At 45.1% G+C, this 14,654-nt stretch carries 16 protein-coding genes; 4 read left to right on the top strand and 12 right to left on the bottom strand.

The genetic code is table 11. The annotated features are described in order from the left end of the window. Positions 1 to 4 precede the first annotated feature (4 nt). The 12 genes from MTF70_RS10170 to aspS all read right to left on the bottom strand — a co-directional run bounded on the left by MTF70_RS10170 (position 5) and on the right by aspS (position 10,601). Positions 5 to 448: an ExbD/TolR family protein gene (locus MTF70_RS10170; protein WP_005378298.1), complete on the bottom strand. Its 444-nt coding sequence runs from the start codon at positions 446 to 448 to the stop codon at positions 5 to 7. Between the two features lie 3 nt (positions 449 to 451). Then, complete coding sequence (gene tolQ, locus MTF70_RS10165) at positions 452 to 1,150, bottom strand: protein TolQ (RefSeq protein WP_005378301.1); 699 nt, start codon at positions 1,148 to 1,150, stop codon at positions 452 to 454. After that, entirely contained in the window at positions 1,140 to 1,559 is a 420-nt protein-coding gene (gene ybgC / locus MTF70_RS10160; RefSeq protein ID WP_017820044.1) for a tol-pal system-associated acyl-CoA thioesterase, read from the bottom strand. Before ybgC ends, tolQ begins: the two co-directional genes overlap by 11 nt. Before the next feature lie 172 nt (positions 1,560 to 1,731). Further along, the gene (gene ybgE / locus MTF70_RS10155; RefSeq protein ID WP_005378304.1) at positions 1,732 to 2,034 is read right to left on the bottom strand and encodes a cyd operon protein YbgE; all 303 of its coding nucleotides are present in this window, start codon (positions 2,032 to 2,034) and stop codon (positions 1,732 to 1,734) included. Further along, on the bottom strand, positions 2,027 to 2,134 hold the full coding sequence (cydX, locus tag MTF70_RS10150; RefSeq protein ID WP_000270284.1) for a cytochrome bd-I oxidase subunit CydX: 108 nt from the start codon (positions 2,132 to 2,134) through the stop codon (positions 2,027 to 2,029). Before cydX ends, ybgE begins: the two co-directional genes overlap by 8 nt. A gap of 12 nt (positions 2,135 to 2,146) precedes the next feature. Beyond that, positions 2,147 to 3,283, bottom strand: coding sequence for a cytochrome d ubiquinol oxidase subunit II (gene cydB, locus MTF70_RS10145; protein WP_006742909.1), 1,137 nt, complete (start codon positions 3,281 to 3,283; stop codon positions 2,147 to 2,149). Between the two features lie 17 nt (positions 3,284 to 3,300). Continuing rightward, positions 3,301 to 4,887: a cytochrome ubiquinol oxidase subunit I gene (gene cydA / locus MTF70_RS10140; protein WP_005378311.1), complete on the bottom strand. Its 1,587-nt coding sequence runs from the start codon at positions 4,885 to 4,887 to the stop codon at positions 3,301 to 3,303. 461 nt (positions 4,888 to 5,348) lie between these two features. After that, complete coding sequence (gene ruvB / locus MTF70_RS10135; protein WP_005378312.1) at positions 5,349 to 6,353, bottom strand: Holliday junction branch migration DNA helicase RuvB; 1,005 nt, start codon at positions 6,351 to 6,353, stop codon at positions 5,349 to 5,351. Positions 6,354 to 6,640: 287 nt separating this feature from the next. After that, positions 6,641 to 7,252: a Holliday junction branch migration protein RuvA gene (ruvA, locus tag MTF70_RS10130; protein ID WP_005378313.1), complete on the bottom strand. Its 612-nt coding sequence runs from the start codon at positions 7,250 to 7,252 to the stop codon at positions 6,641 to 6,643. A gap of 67 nt (positions 7,253 to 7,319) precedes the next feature. Beyond that, a complete protein-coding gene (gene ruvC, locus MTF70_RS10125; protein WP_005387909.1) occupies positions 7,320 to 7,841 on the bottom strand; it encodes a crossover junction endodeoxyribonuclease RuvC in 522 nt (173 codons plus the stop codon). Positions 7,842 to 7,933: 92 nt separating this feature from the next. Next, positions 7,934 to 8,680, bottom strand: coding sequence for a YebC/PmpR family DNA-binding transcriptional regulator (locus MTF70_RS10120; protein WP_005378402.1), 747 nt, complete (start codon positions 8,678 to 8,680; stop codon positions 7,934 to 7,936). A gap of 142 nt (positions 8,681 to 8,822) precedes the next feature. After that, positions 8,823 to 10,601, bottom strand: coding sequence for an aspartate--tRNA ligase (gene aspS / locus MTF70_RS10115; protein ID WP_025766910.1), 1,779 nt, complete (start codon positions 10,599 to 10,601; stop codon positions 8,823 to 8,825). A gap of 273 nt (positions 10,602 to 10,874) precedes the next feature. Here aspS and MTF70_RS10110 point away from each other — a divergent pair, with 273 nt between their 5' ends. From MTF70_RS10110 to MTF70_RS10095, 4 genes are all read left to right on the top strand, one after another. Continuing rightward, a complete protein-coding gene (locus MTF70_RS10110; protein ID WP_025766911.1) occupies positions 10,875 to 11,741 on the top strand; it encodes a DUF72 domain-containing protein in 867 nt (288 codons plus the stop codon). A 93-nt stretch (positions 11,742 to 11,834) separates the two neighbouring features. After that, positions 11,835 to 12,572, top strand: coding sequence for a carboxy-S-adenosyl-L-methionine synthase CmoA (gene cmoA, locus MTF70_RS10105; protein ID WP_017635063.1), 738 nt, complete (start codon positions 11,835 to 11,837; stop codon positions 12,570 to 12,572). Positions 12,573 to 12,653: 81 nt separating this feature from the next. Further along, positions 12,654 to 13,625, top strand: coding sequence for a tRNA 5-methoxyuridine(34)/uridine 5-oxyacetic acid(34) synthase CmoB (gene cmoB / locus MTF70_RS10100; RefSeq protein ID WP_054700774.1), 972 nt, complete (start codon positions 12,654 to 12,656; stop codon positions 13,623 to 13,625). A 276-nt stretch (positions 13,626 to 13,901) separates the two neighbouring features. Next, positions 13,902 to 14,648: an ATP-dependent zinc protease gene (locus tag MTF70_RS10095; protein WP_005378391.1), complete on the top strand. Its 747-nt coding sequence runs from the start codon at positions 13,902 to 13,904 to the stop codon at positions 14,646 to 14,648. The last annotated feature ends 6 nt before the right edge of the window (positions 14,649 to 14,654 follow it).

The raw sequence follows: 14,654 nt of genomic DNA, 5'->3' as shown, positions 1-14,654 counted from the left end.
ATGTCTATTCCCTGATATCGGTCATTAGACCTACCTTAGGGATACCAGCTCGACTTAGTTCATCTAGCAATAGAACAACATCGGCATATGGTGTTGCCGCGTCGCCACCTACCGCAACTGGTGAATCCGGCTTAACCTCTCGCTCCGCTTTCACTCGCACAATAACATCTTGCAACGACAAACCTCGCTGAACTTCTTCATCATTTACGCTTAGGCCTAAATTACCCTCGCTATCAATTTCGATGATAATAAAGCTACTGTCAGTCTCGCCAGCAAGGTCTTGCATAGATTCTGCGGTCGATGTTTTCGGAAGATCAACGTCGACGCCTTGAGTCACAAATGGAGCGGTCGCCATAAAAATGATCAACAGTACGAGCATTACGTCGATATACGGAACAACGTTGATCTCCGCTGTCATTTTTCGCTTTTTAGGTTGATAACCCGCCATGCTTTATTCCTTATCCGCGCTGTCTCGGCCAGCCATCGCTTGACGATGAAGGATGCTGTGGAATTCTTCAGAAAATGTTGCGTAAGTGTGCTCTAGTTTACTCACTTTATTGCTTAGGCGGTTGTACGCCATTACTGCCGGAATAGCCGCAAATAGCCCCATCGCTGTCGCGATAAGTGCCTCGGCGATACCCGGTGCAACCATAGACAACGTAGCTTGCTTTACTTCACCCAGCGCAATAAAGGCGTGCATGATGCCCCAAACGGTACCAAATAGGCCGATATAAGGGCTTATAGAACCGACTGTTGCCAAAAACGGTAAGCTTGTTTCTAGCTCATCTACTTCACGAGAAACAGCAACGCGCATTGCGCGGCCAGTGCCTTCCATGATGTAAGCTGGTGAATTTGCGTTGCTCTTACGTAGGCGAGCAAACTCTGTAAAACCTGCGTAGAAGATTTCTTCTGTGCCTTCAATTTCGTCTTTACGCGCTTTTACTTTTTGGTAAAGCTGAGAAAGATCAGTACCCGACCAAAATTTGTCTTCAAACTGCTCTGCATTTTTTGATGCTTGAGAAAGTACTTTGCTGCGCTTGATGATCATTGCCCATGACACAATTGACATGCCAAGCAACGTCAGCATCACAAGCTTTACCAACAGACTGGCCTGAAGAAAGAGATCTAAAATGGAAATATCAGCAGTCACTATTTGTTAGCTCCGAATTTATAAAGGTTGGAATAGCTATTGGTTTCATTTTCTTATTATCGATACATGCTACCTTAACCGAGGCCTTGCACAATATCTTGCCTTGATCATTGACCAACTCTTGACAGAATTGCAGAGAAGCACGTTTTATTTCTGACACTCGGGTTACGACTGTCAGATGCTCGTCCAGCCTAGCGCCTTGGTTGAAATCGATATCCATGTGTCGGACAACAAAGCCGATATTTTGTTCCAGTAACACATGTTGAGAAATGCCTTTAGCACGTAACATCTCTGTCCGTGCGCGCTCAAAGAATTTTAGATAATTAGAATGATATACAACACCGCCCGCATCAGTGTCTTCATAGTACACAGTGATCGGCCAGTGAAAGAGATTTGATGTGCCTTGCAAGGGAGTACCAATATATTCAATTCTTTAAAGTAATTACTATAACTGAAGCGACAGCAATTGGTACCGAGCTAAGGAAATATTTTTGAAATTTGTAGAAAAAATAAAAGCTAGGCGAGATACCTAGCTTTTATTCGGTGATTTAGTAACCGACTTTATTACAGCATATTTCAGCCTAAATGAAATAAAGTGCCGTTAGATAAATTAAGATAGCTAACGAGAAATAAGGACTAAACAAAACTTGCCAGTACCAGTTTCTTGGCTTGAAGCCCACCCCATACACCATGCTTGAACATACAGACCAAATCAGTGCTGGTGCGATGATTGAGTTAAAACCACCAATTGCTTGATGGTAAGCTTCAGGGTCCCACATCACCAATCCTACGTGCATAAAGCCAAGGATGAGAGATAAGACTCGTAGCAGAGTCTTATCCATTGGTGCGTGAAGTTTCGCTACCTTATCAGCGAGGTTACTCACTGTCTTTATCCATCATTTCTGAGTGCTCTAGCCAAAGAGCGTTGATGATACCGAATGCACAAGCAAGTAGTACACCTAGAATCCATGCGAAATACCACATAGTAAATGCTCCTTAGTAAAGTGAGTTTTTGTTGTCTTCAATGTACTGGTCATCAAGGCGACCAAACATCTTGTAGTAAGTCCAAGATGTGTAACCAAGGATGATTGGCACCATAACAAACGCAACGCCTGTCATTAGGTTCAGAGTCAGCTCAGATGACGTTGCATCCCACATTGTTAAGCTGTGGCTTGGCATTAAGTCTGAAGGCATGATGAATGGGAACATCGCAAAACCTGCAGTAAAGATAACACCAGCAACACCCAAGCTTGAAGTAATGAACGAAATCGCACATTTTTCAAGACGAGATGCCAATACAGCGAGAAGCGGCATTGCAACACCTAGTACAGGAGCAGCCCATAGTAATGGGTAGTTTTCAAAATTCTTCATCCACGCACCAGCTTCACGGATAACCTCTTTGTTTAGAGGGTTAGAAGCAGCGTTAGTGTCGATACCGCCAACAATGACGTAACCATCGATATTTTGGATCCAGAAACCAGCCGCTACAAACGCAGCAACCGTCAGTAAACCAGCCAACTGAGCAACGTTGCGCGCACGCACATGCACTTCGCCTGTTGTTTTCATTTGTAGCCAAGTAGAACCTTGCATCAAAATCATGAATAAGCTTACTAGACCACACAACAGTGCAAATGGATTTAGTAGACCAAAGAATGAGCCATGGTATGTTGGCATCAAGAACTCACTCAATTGGAATGGTACACCTTGTAGAAGGTTACCAAACGCCACACCAAAGATGATTGGCGGAACAAAACCACTGATTGAGATACAGATATCCCAGGTATTGCGCCATTTTGGATCTTCGATTTTAGAGCGGTAGTCTAGGCCCAGAGGACGAAGCCATAGCGCTGCTAGTGTCAAAATCATCGCTAAGTAGAAGCCTGAAAATGACGTTGCGTAAACCAAAGGCCAAGCTGCGAACAGTGCACCACCAGCAGTGATAAGCCAAACTTGGTTACCATCCCAGTGAGGAGCAATTGAGTTAATCATGACACGGCGTTGCGTGTCGTTTTTACCGATGATAGGTACAAGCGCGCCTACACCCATATCGAAGCCGTCTGTTACTGCAAAACCAACTAGTAGAACACCGATTAGTACCCACCAGATGAGTCGCAAGATTTCGTAATCAAACATCTTGTTATCTCCTTACCTTACGCTTCTACTTGGCGACTAACTTTGTCTTCAACAGAGTCAGCATTTTGCTCGAAGTGGTAGCGACCCGTTTTCAGGCTACTTGGGCCTTTACGAGCGAATTTCAACATTAGGTAAACTTCTGCAATCAGGAATACCGTGTATAGCGCCAGAATTGCGAAGAGTGAAGTCCAGATTTCACCTGCAGTTAGTGCAGAAGCTGCAACATGTACTGGTAAAATTTCACCTACAGCCCAAGGTTGACGGCCGTACTCAGCGACGAACCAACCCGCTTCAATTGCAATCCAAGGTAGTGGAATGCTAAATAGTGCAGCTTTTAGAATCCATTGTTTCTGCTCAATCTTCTGACGACACGTTTGGATAAACGCCGCACCAAAGACAAACAACATGATGAAGCCACAAGCAACCATGATACGGAATGACCAGAATAGCGGCCATACTGTTGGGATTGAGTCGTCCGCAGCAGCTTGGATTTGCTCTTCTGTTGCATCAACAACATTGTCTGTGTAGCGCTTTAGAAGTAGACCGTAACCTAGGTCACCTTTCACTTCATCAAACGCAGTCATGTTTTCTTCTGACTTATCGCCCGCACGAAGCTTCTCTAGAAGTTCATAAGCGTACATGCCGTCACGAATACGATCGACGTGTTCATCACGTAAATCACGAAGACCTGTTACTTGCTCATCAAAAGAGCGTGTCGCGATAATACCCATTACGTAAGGGATCTTAATTGCGTAATCGGTATGCATCGTTTCCTGGTTAGGAACACCAAATAACGTAAATGCGGCAGGTGCAGGTTCAGTGTGCCACTCTGCTTCAATTGCAGCGAGTTTCACTTTTTGAACTTCACCAAGCTCATAGCCAGATTCGTCACCAAGAACGATGGTAGATAAGATAGCTGCAATACCGAAAGAAGCAGCAATAGCAAACGAACGACGAGCAAACGCAATGTCACGACCTTTTAATAGGTAGTATGAACTGATGCCTAGAATAAACATTGCGCCACAAGTGTAACCAGAAGCAACCGTATGCACGAACTTAACCTGAGCAACTGGGTTTAGTACAACCTCAGAGAAGCTCACCATTTCCATTCGCATGGTTTCGAAGTTGAAATCTGCGCCTACTGGGTTTTGCATCCAGCCGTTTGCGATAAGAATCCAAAGAGCAGAGAAGTTAGAGCCTAGTGCAACAAGCCAGGTAACCGCTAAGTGTTGGCGTTTAGATAGACGATCCCACCCGAAGAAGAATAGACCAACAAAAGTTGACTCCAGGAAGAATGCGACAAGTGCTTCGATCGCTAGCGGTGCACCGAAGATATCACCTACATAGTGGGAGTAGTAAGACCAGTTCGTACCAAACTGGAACTCCATGGTAAGGCCAGTCGCCACACCAAGTGCAAAGTTAATACCGAATAGCTTACCCCAGAACTTGGTCATGTCCTTATAGATTTGCTTGTTCGTCATTACGTACATCGATTCCATAATGGCCAGAAGGAAGGCCATACCAAGGGTCAATGGTACGAATAGGAAGTGATACATCGCTGTCAGTGCAAACTGCAACCGCGATAGATCAACTACGTCAATCATGGTAACTCCTATGTGTCGGCTGAATGACACTCTCTACATATTGCAATCCATATTCAGGTGTTATTTACACTTGAAAAATGTTGAATTATCACAACTCATTGTTGCAAAAATGTGCTTCATTGGTTAGTTAATTGTTAAGCATCAGCTAATATAGCTGGGGCTAATATTACTTGTAAAAACAGATTGTTTCAAAAGGTTTATAGCCGTAACGCGCTTTGATATACATCAATGTTTATGCGCGGAATTTGCACAAAAATCCATCACATTGATCTAGATCAACCAGTATTGGATACGGATGTTAAGAGAGAGTAATCAGGAGAGAAATTAACCAGTTGCAAGCAAACATCGAGTTAACAATCAATGCTTTTTACTTACTAAACCAGTATGAGAAAAAATTCAAAAAATGTGAGTTTGGTCAACTTTAATGAAGCGCTGGGCAACAAAGGCCCAGCGAGGGAATCTTATTTTTCAATTCCGAAATGCAAATACGCACGATCTGTCGCGATTCTTCCACGCGGAGTGCGTTGTAAATAACCTTGCTGAATAAGATAAGGTTCAAGAACGTCTTCAATAGTGTCCTTTTCTTCACCTATCGCCGCTGCCATGTTGTCGAGCCCGACCGGACCACCACCAAATTTTTCCATAATCGCGAGTAGTAGCTTACGGTCCATGTAATCGAAGCCTTCGGCGTCCACATCAAGCATATTCAACGCCTTATCGGCAACATCGGCACAAATGTGACCATTGCCTTTTACTTCCGCATAATCACGAACACGACGTAGCAAACGGTTAGCAATACGTGGTGTGCCACGCGCACGTCTTGCCACTTCCAATGCACCTTCAGGTTCCATTGATAAACCTAAACAATCCGCGCTTCGCTGCACGATATCTTGGAGGTCTTTTATCTTATAAAACTCAAGGCGCTGAGTAATACCAAAGCGGTCGCGCAATGGTGACGTTAAAGAGCCCGCTCGGGTCGTCGCACCAATTAACGTAAATGGTGGTAAATCGATCTTAATAGAACGAGCGGCCGGACCTTCACCGATCATAATATCCAGTTGATAATCTTCCATCGCCGGATACAGCACCTCTTCAACCATCGGGCTCAAGCGGTGAATCTCATCGATGAACAACACATCGTTTTCTTCGAGGTTGGTTAACAGCGCGGCCAAATCGCCTGCTTTCTCAAGTACAGGGCCTGAAGTAGTGCGAATGTTCACTTCCATTTCATTGGCAACGATGTTCGCAAGTGTGGTTTTACCCAAACCTGGGGGACCAAAAATCAAAAGGTGATCAAGTGCTTCGCTACGTAACTGAGCAGCTTTAATGAAGATCTCCATTTGGTCACGGACATGGTCCTGACCTTGGTAATCCGCTAATTTTTTTGGCCGAATAGCACGATCAATGACATCTTCATCACGAAAGGCAGGGTTTTCTGGCGCGATTAAACGATCGGCTTCAATCATCTTTTTACCTTGAAAAATGGTTACCTGAGAGAATAATGCCGCTCGTTTAACAGCAAGTGGCATATTTCTATATCTCGTCATCCTGTACAGCGACGAAGGAGCGTGATACAGGATCTTCTATCCGAGCGATTTATGGTCAAATTGTTTCATTAACCGCTCAGCGTGCTGCTATTAGATTCCCAGTCTCGCCAGGCTCGCTGGAATGACACAAAAAAACATCGTTAAGCGATTGGCATTAACCTTAGAGAATGAGTTATCTTGAACAAATGTTCACTGTGCAACCAGCGTTACACCATTGATTTTAGAGCTTCACGGATCATTTGCTCACTGCTCATGTCCGGTTTAGCGATCTGAGATACCACTTTCGACGCTTGAGTCGGCTTGTAACCTAGAGCTAGAAGCGCACTGATTGCTTCTTCTTCCGCGTTGTTGGATGTCGCACCAGAATCCGCAGGAGCAGCATCCGTAAATGGTGTAAATAGATCGCCAGCGCCCCACCCTTTCAAGCGGTCTTTCATTTCAACAACCAATCGCTCTGCGGTTTTCTTGCCAACGCCTGGAAGCTTAACCAGCGTAGAAACGTCTTCATGTTCCACACAAGTAACGAATTGCGTTGCTGTCATACCAGAGAGAATACCAAGACCGAGTTTAGGACCAACGCCATTGGCTTTGATCACTTCACGGAAAAGTGCTCGTTCTTTTACCGTGTTGAAACCGTATAGCAATTGCGCATCTTCACGGACAACAAAGTGAGTATAAATAATGGCTTCTTCGCCAACATTTGGCAGTTCGTAAAAACAGCTCATTGGCATCTGGACTTCATAGCCAATGCCATTAACTTCAATTAATACTTCAGGTGGTTGCTTTTCAATCAGTATGCCACGAAGACGTCCAATCACTATAAATACTCTTTGGAAATGAATTTGCGACAGGATAATAAAGAACTGGATAGACATCCAGTTAATTTTAACGGTAGCGCCCTTTTCTGGCACTGGTTGCTTTGCCCGCTAACGCAACGAGAGTCTTGTTAGTATTGGCATGACAAATCGCCACACCTAAAGCATCGGCTGCATCCGCTTGAGGCTTGGCGGGCAATTTAAGCATCTGCTGAACCATATGCTGAACTTGCGCTTTGTCCGCGCCACCAGTGCCGACGACAGCTTGCTTAATAAGACGAGCCGCGTATTCAAATACCGGCAACTCCGCATTCACCGCAGCAACAATTGCACTGCCACGAGCTTGGCCAAGTTTTAGCGCTGAATCCGCGTTTTTGGCCATAAACACTTGCTCGATCGCGAAAACGTCCGGTTGAAACTGGGTAATGATTTCCGTGACGCCTGCATAAATCTGTTTAAGCCGACCCGGAAGTTCTTTTTCTGAAGTACGAATGCAGCCACTACCAAGGTATTGCAAGTGGCGTCCATTTTGACGAATGACCCCATAGCCGGTAATGCGCGAACCTGGGTCAATGCCCAAAATAATTGACATGAATGTTCCTAAAAATGAGGCCTAATTCGGCCTCAGTCTTTTTATTATTACTTGCTAACTTCGGAGCAAATACCGCTCCCGACACCTTGAGTTTAATCTAGCGTAGCCGCAACGTCGTCAGAGATATCACCATTGTGATAAACCTCTTGAACGTCGTCCAGATCTTCCAAAGCGTCAATCAAACGAAGTAGTTTTGGCGCAGTATCCGCGTCCAAATCTGCTTTCGTAGATGGGATCAGCGACACCTCAGCGTTCTCTGCCTCAAACCCTGCGGCATCAAGAGCATCTTTTACGAGTCCAAAATCGCCTGGGGCCGTGTAGACATCAATCGAGCCATCTTCTGCCGTTTCAATGTCATCAGCACCACTTTCTAATGCTACTTCCATTACCGCATCCTCATCTAAACCTGGGCCATATGAAATCACGCCTTTCTTGTCGAAAAGATAGTTGACGCTACCATCCGTCCCCAGATTACCGCCTGACTTTGAGAATGCATGGCGTACGCCAGATACCGTACGATTTCGGTTATCCGTCATACATTCGACCATGACCGCCGTACCACCTGGACCATAACCTTCATAGATCACGGTTTCCATGTTGTCGTCGCCTTCACCACCAGCACCTCGGCTGACAGCACGGTTGACAGTGTCACGTGTCATGTTGTTAGACAGTGCTTTATCAATTGCTGCTCGCAAACGTGGGTTATTTTCTGGCTCACCACCCCCCTCTTTTGCCGCAACAACGATTTCACGGATTAATTTAGTAAATATTTTGCCGCGCTTCGCATCTTGCGCTGCTTTACGGTGACGAATATTCGCCCATTTACTATGACCAGCCATAATTCACCTTTTAATGTATTTTGACGCTTAATAGCAGACATGTTCTAAAAAGCGTTGCTTGGGAAATTGCTTTGGAAGTTTCTTGGGTTTATTTAAACAAAAACTCCCGCAGTTGCGGGAGTTTTCTTCAAATGTTGTGCGCTTATTCTGCGTCTTTTTCTTTCGCTGTAGTTACTGCGATTGCTAGCTCTTCTAGCGCTGTTGGGTTCGCAATACTTGGTGCGTCTGTTAGTAGACACGCCGCTGCTGTTGTTTTAGGGAACGCGATAACATCACGGATGTTCTCTGTGCCACATAGCAGCATTACTAGACGGTCTAGACCAAATGCAAGACCGGCGTGTGGAGGCGTACCGAATTTCAGCGCATCAAGCAGGAAGCCGAACTTAAGCTGTTGCTCTTCAGGTGTGATACCTAGAATATCAAATACGGCTTCTTGCATATCTGCGTTGTGGATACGAACAGAGCCGCCGCCCACTTCGTAGCCATTTAGAACCATATCGTAAGCGTTAGAATTTGCCGCAGCAGGGTTTGCTTTTAGCTCTTCTGCAGTCACACCTAGAGGCGATGTGAATGGGTGGTGCATCGCGTGTAGGTTGCCTTCGTCATCTTCTTCGAACATTGGGAAGTCAACAACCCATAGTGGAGCCCATGCAGACTCATCCGTTAGCTCTAGGTCTTTACCTAGTTTCAGACGTAGCGCACCCATTGCTTCTGCAACGATACCCGCTTTATCAGCGCCAAATAGGATAATGTCACCAGATTCCGCTTGAGTACGATCTAGAATGCCGTTGATCACGTCTTCGTTTAGGAACTTAGCGACTGGAGATTGGATACCTTCCATGCCCGCTGCACGGTCGTTAACCTTCATCCAAGCTAGACCTTTCGCACCGTAGATGCCAACGAATTCACCGTAGCCATCAATTTGCTTACGAGTCAGAGAAGCGCCACCTGGAACGCGAATAACGGCAACGCGGCCTTTTTCGTCGTTTGCTGGACCTGAGAATACTTTGAACTCAACGTCTTTCACTAGGTCAGCAACGTCTACTAGTTCCAGTGGGTTACGTAGGTCTGGCTTGTCCGAACCGAAACGACGAATCGCTTCGCTGAACGGCATTACTGGGAATTCACCTAGGTCAACGTTTAGTAGCTCTTGCCACATTTCACGAACCATTTTCTCAGTCGTTGCACGAACTTGGTCAGCCGTCATGAATGACGTTTCGATATCGATCTGAGTGAATTCTGGTTGACGGTCAGCACGCAAGTCTTCATCACGGAAACACTTAACGATTTGGTAGTAACGGTCAAAACCAGACATCATTAGAAGTTGTTTGAATAGCTGTGGAGACTGAGGAAGCGCGTAGAAGCTGCCTTTGTGAACACGGCTAGGTACTAGGTAGTCACGAGCGCCTTCTGGAGTCGCTTTTGTTAGTACTGGCGTTTCGATGTCTAGGAAGCCGTTGTCATCTAGGAAACGACGAACAAAGCTAGACGCTTTAGCACGTAGCTTGATGCGGTCGCTCATTTCAGGACGACGTAGATCTAGGTAACGGTACTTCAGGCGTTGCTCTTCAGAGTTCTTTTGGTTGAAATCTAGAGGCAGAACATCAGAACGGTTGATGATTTCAAGACCTTTCGCAAGGATCTCGACTTCACCTGTTGCCATGTCTTTGTTTGCTTGGCTCTCTGGGCGAACGCGCACTTCACCCGTTAGTTTGATACAGAATTCATTACGAAGTGTGTTCGCCACTTCATACGCATCCGCCATATCTGGATCAACAACTACCTGAACGATACCTTCGCGATCTCGCATATCAATAAAAATAAGACCGCCTAAATCACGACGACGGTTAACCCAGCCGCAAAGTTCTACAGTTTGTCCTGCAAGGGACTTGTTCAGGTGACCACAGTAATGGGTACGCATAATGAAATTCCCAATCTCTCAAATGTTGTTAACTACGCTCTGTCAGCCTCATTGCTAAGCAGAGTAAAGATTCAGTTATACGCTGAATGTCCACGAAAATCGACTACTCAACATACAATTACGTGTGTTTTATCATTCACTGGTGCTTTTTAGTACAACAAATGTTCAAAAGCGCACCAAAGCGAAAAAATTGGGGAGGATTATAGCGTGAAATTACCTATTTCAGCAAAACTCTCGTAAAGTATTCACACGAGTAGCAAGCAGTAAAGAATAATGGATAACTTACCTCTTCGACTTGGATTGACGATGTGGTCGCACAATCAATGGCAACAAAGTTTTTACGGCAGCGGGACAAAGCCCGCTGAACGTTTAGAAAGGTATGCGCAAGTGTTTCATACCGTGGAAGGCAACACGACATTTTATGCCACACCGACGCTCAATACAGTGCAAAACTGGAGAGCCGCAACCCACGATGATTTTCGCTTTACTTTCAAACTTCCTAAAGCCATCACTCATGAGCAAATGCTAAGAGGTTGCAGCGAACAACTGAGAGACTTCATGAAGGTCATGGAGCCTTTGCATGACCGTGTGGGCCAATGGACAATTCAATTACCAGCCGCATTTGGTCCTGAGCACCTTGATCGACTGAAAAAGTTCTGTGCGAGCTTTCCACCTAGCTTCCCTCTCGGTGTTGAGGTTCGCCATATGGCATTTTTCTCCAAAGGCGAAGAAGAGCGAGCACTTAACCAATGGTTAGTAGAGAATAATATTGACCGCATTATTATGGATAGCCGCCCAGTCTTTGCCGCTAAGCCCGACAATGAGGCGATTATTGATGCACAAATGAAAAAACCACGAGTCCCTGTTCACGCCATTGCTACCGCTTCACACCCTTTGATTCGCTTTATTGGTCATCCAGAAGAACAGCAAAACTACGAGTTTTTTAAACCATGGCTCAGCAAGTTGCCACAATGGATTGCCGAAGGTAAGCAGCCATATGTCATGATCCATACTGCAGACAATATAATTGCGCCAGAGTTGGCCGCAAACCTATATAAAGACATACAAAAGCGTATCACGCTCCCTGAGTTATCACCTTTCCCAGCTGACGATGGCAACTCGCAGTTACAGATGTTCTAACGCAACACATGACAGAGGCGCGAAATTCCCATAAAATACGCGCCTTTTTTGGTGCCTGACATTTTCAGGCGGCTTGTATGCAGAGACTTAGTTATGAACCCTAAGAGCAATCCAGATACTATTTTTTCGGCTCCAATCGATAAAATTGGGGATTTCACGTTCGATGAACGCGTAGCGGAAGTATTTCCTGACATGATTCAACGATCGGTACCGGGTTACAGCAATATCATTTCTGCAATCGGTATGCTGGCAGAGCGTTTTGTAAAACCTCACTCAAACATCTATGACCTTGGCTGTTCTTTGGGTGCTGCAACATTGTCTATGCGTCGCCATATCAAACAAGAAGGTTGCCAAATCATCGCAGTGGACAACTCTCCTGCGATGGTTGAGCGTTGTAAACTTCACGTCAACGCTTACCGCAGTGACACTCCTGTGGATGTAGTAGAAGCAGACATTCGCAATATCGAAATTGAAAACGCGTCAGTGGTGGTGTTGAACTTCACTTTGCAATTCCTCTCTCCAGAAGATCGTTACTCCTTGCTCGAGAAAATTTACGCAGGCCTGCGTCCAGGCGGCATTTTGATTCTATCGGAGAAGTTCGTCTTCGAAGATGAAGTTTCGAACGAACTGTTAATTGACCTTCACCACGACTTTAAACGTGCGAATGGTTATAGCGAACTAGAAATCAGCCAAAAGCGCAGCGCGATAGAAAACGTAATGCGCCCAGATTCAAAGAAAGAACATAAAGAGCGTTTCGCTAAAATTGGCTTTTCTAGCTACGATGTTTGGTTCCAATGCTTTAACTTCGGCTCCATGTTCGCGATTAAATAGACCATGCATACAAAGCCTGAACCATACCGATTTCGGCTTTTGTTAATAATTTATACCCATCAACTCAGCGATTAACTAACTATGTTTAACTTTGCAAATTTCTACCAATTGATTGCCCAAGACACCCGTCTTCAACCTTGGCTTAATGTGCTTCCACAACAGCTAACGGATTGGCAAAATGCAGAGCACGGTGACTTTGGTCGCTGGTTGAAAGCCCTGAACAAAATCCCAGCGGGTAGACCGGACAGCATCGACATTGTTGATTCTGTCACGATTTCAAACAATGAGCCGATGCCTCAAGGGGAACTTAAAAAGCTAGAAAGCTTACTTCGTACATTCCATCCTTGGCGCAAAGGCCCATACCACGTACACGGCATCCATATTGATACTGAGTGGCGCAGTGATTGGAAATGGGACCGCGTGCTTCCACATATTTCTCCATTAAAGAATCGCAGCGTACTCGATGTAGGTTGTGGTAACGGCTACCACATGTGGCGCATGCTAGGCGAAGGTGCACGCTTAACTGTCGGTATCGATCCATCTCACCTGTTTCTAATTCAGTTCGAAGCAATTCGTAAACTAATGGGCGATGACCAACGTGCACACCTACTGCCATTGGGCATTGAACAACTACCTAAGTTGGAAGCGTTCGATACAGTATTCAGCATGGGCGTGCTTTACCATCGCCGCTCGCCTCTCGATCATTTAGTGCAACTAAAAGATCAATTGGTATCTGGAGGTGAACTCGTATTGGAAACACTCGTGATTGAAGGTGATGAGAATGCAGTACTGGTCCCGACTTCTCGTTACGCGCAAATGCGTAATGTCTATTTCTTCCCTTCAGCAAAAGCCCTAAAAGTGTGGCTAGAATTGGTCGGTTTTGAAGATGTTCGTATCGTTGATGAAAACATCACATCCGTAGATGAACAACGTACCACAGATTGGATGACGCATAACTCTCTACCTGACTACTTAGATCCGAACGACCCAAGCAAAACTGTAGAAGGCTATCCTGCCCCTCGCCGCGCGGTTCTTGTCGCTCGCAAATCATAATTCGCTGAGATTCCTGACATTGTCTTAACTCATTTTACGAGTTAAGACATTACCCTCTTTCCTCGTAATGAGCGAGTTTGTTTTTTGAATCCATTTTTCACGTCAAAATATGAGCACGCTCTAAATAAGGATGCGCTTTTATGTCCTTGATTTTTGGCTTTTCATCACTATTCCTCAAACAATAAGTAATAGAGAAACATTCTTACTTGTGAGGCTTTATCGATATAAGCTAAACTCCTAAAAAATAAACAACTTAATCCAATCCCAAGGTTTTCAATGTTATTACGATTGACCCCGATTGTTGCCATCGCCTTACTATCTGGATGCTCACTAACCAAAGGCGAACAGTACCACCAAGAAACGTTAGCGGCGATTCAAAATTCAGAAGCGAATGTCAATAATCGCATTACCAACCTAGAGCTTCAGCTCAGCAACCAATCGGACTATATCGACAGCCTTGAAGAACAAGTCGATAAACTACAGGTTGAACTTCTTACATTTCGCGATGAAGCAATGGCAGAAGTAAAAAAACCGAAAGAGCCGATTATTGTCCAATCTCCCGCTCCTGTGGAACCAACCCCAACTCACGATATTGTCCTTGGCTCTATCGAAAAGGTCACTGTAGAGTCGATTAAGCAAACTTTTGATGCACGTATCGACACTGGTGCCGCGACGTCGTCTTTAAATGCCGTTGATATTGAAGAGTTCGAAAGAAATGGCAAAAAATGGGTCCGATTCCACTTAGCAGACACCAGTAAATCCGAAGAAGAGAAAAGTACTTGGATCGAAGCTCCTGTCATTCGCTACGTCAAAATCCGCCAGGTTACCAGTGAAGAGTTAGAACGCCGCGCTGTGGTAGAACTTTGGGTGCGCGTTGGAAAAATTCATGAAAAAGCGCAATTTACGTTGGCAGATCGCTCACATATGAACCATCCTATTTTACTGGGTAGAGAATTTATGCGCGACATAGCACTTGTCGATGTAAGTCGTACCTATATCCAAACGGACGAAGATAAAAAATAATAAGGT

The sequence above is a fragment of the Vibrio sp. 2CM40D genome, from assembly GCF_023161825.1.
In the GTDB taxonomy this organism is placed as follows: Bacteria; Pseudomonadota; Gammaproteobacteria; order Enterobacterales; family Vibrionaceae; genus Vibrio; species Vibrio alginolyticus.
The sequence above is the reverse complement of the archived record's forward strand: the minus strand, read 5'-3'. Positions and strand labels throughout refer to the sequence as shown.

Coding starts and splice junctions, on each gene's coding strand:
- MTF70_RS10170 (WP_005378298.1), bottom strand. CDS start 448: ATGGCGGGTTATCAACCTAAAAAGCGAAAAATGACAGCGGAGATCAAC.
- cydX (WP_000270284.1), bottom strand. CDS start 2,134: ATGTGGTATTTCGCATGGATTCTAGGTGTACTACTTGCTTGTGCATTC.
- cydB (WP_006742909.1), bottom strand. CDS start 3,283: ATGTTTGATTACGAAATCTTGCGACTCATCTGGTGGGTACTAATCGGT.
- cydA (WP_005378311.1), bottom strand. CDS start 4,887: ATGATTGACGTAGTTGATCTATCGCGGTTGCAGTTTGCACTGACAGCG.
- ruvB (WP_005378312.1), bottom strand. CDS start 6,353: ATGATTGAAGCCGATCGTTTAATCGCGCCAGAAAACCCTGCCTTTCGT.
- ruvC (WP_005387909.1), bottom strand. CDS start 7,841: ATGTCAATTATTTTGGGCATTGACCCAGGTTCGCGCATTACCGGCTAT.
- MTF70_RS10120 (WP_005378402.1), bottom strand. CDS start 8,680: ATGGCTGGTCATAGTAAATGGGCGAATATTCGTCACCGTAAAGCAGCG.
- aspS (WP_025766910.1), bottom strand. CDS start 10,601: ATGCGTACCCATTACTGTGGTCACCTGAACAAGTCCCTTGCAGGACAA.
- MTF70_RS10110 (WP_025766911.1), top strand. CDS start 10,875: ATGGATAACTTACCTCTTCGACTTGGATTGACGATGTGGTCGCACAAT.
- cmoA (WP_017635063.1), top strand. CDS start 11,835: ATGAACCCTAAGAGCAATCCAGATACTATTTTTTCGGCTCCAATCGAT.
- cmoB (WP_054700774.1), top strand. CDS start 12,654: ATGTTTAACTTTGCAAATTTCTACCAATTGATTGCCCAAGACACCCGT.
- MTF70_RS10095 (WP_005378391.1), top strand. CDS start 13,902: ATGTTATTACGATTGACCCCGATTGTTGCCATCGCCTTACTATCTGGA.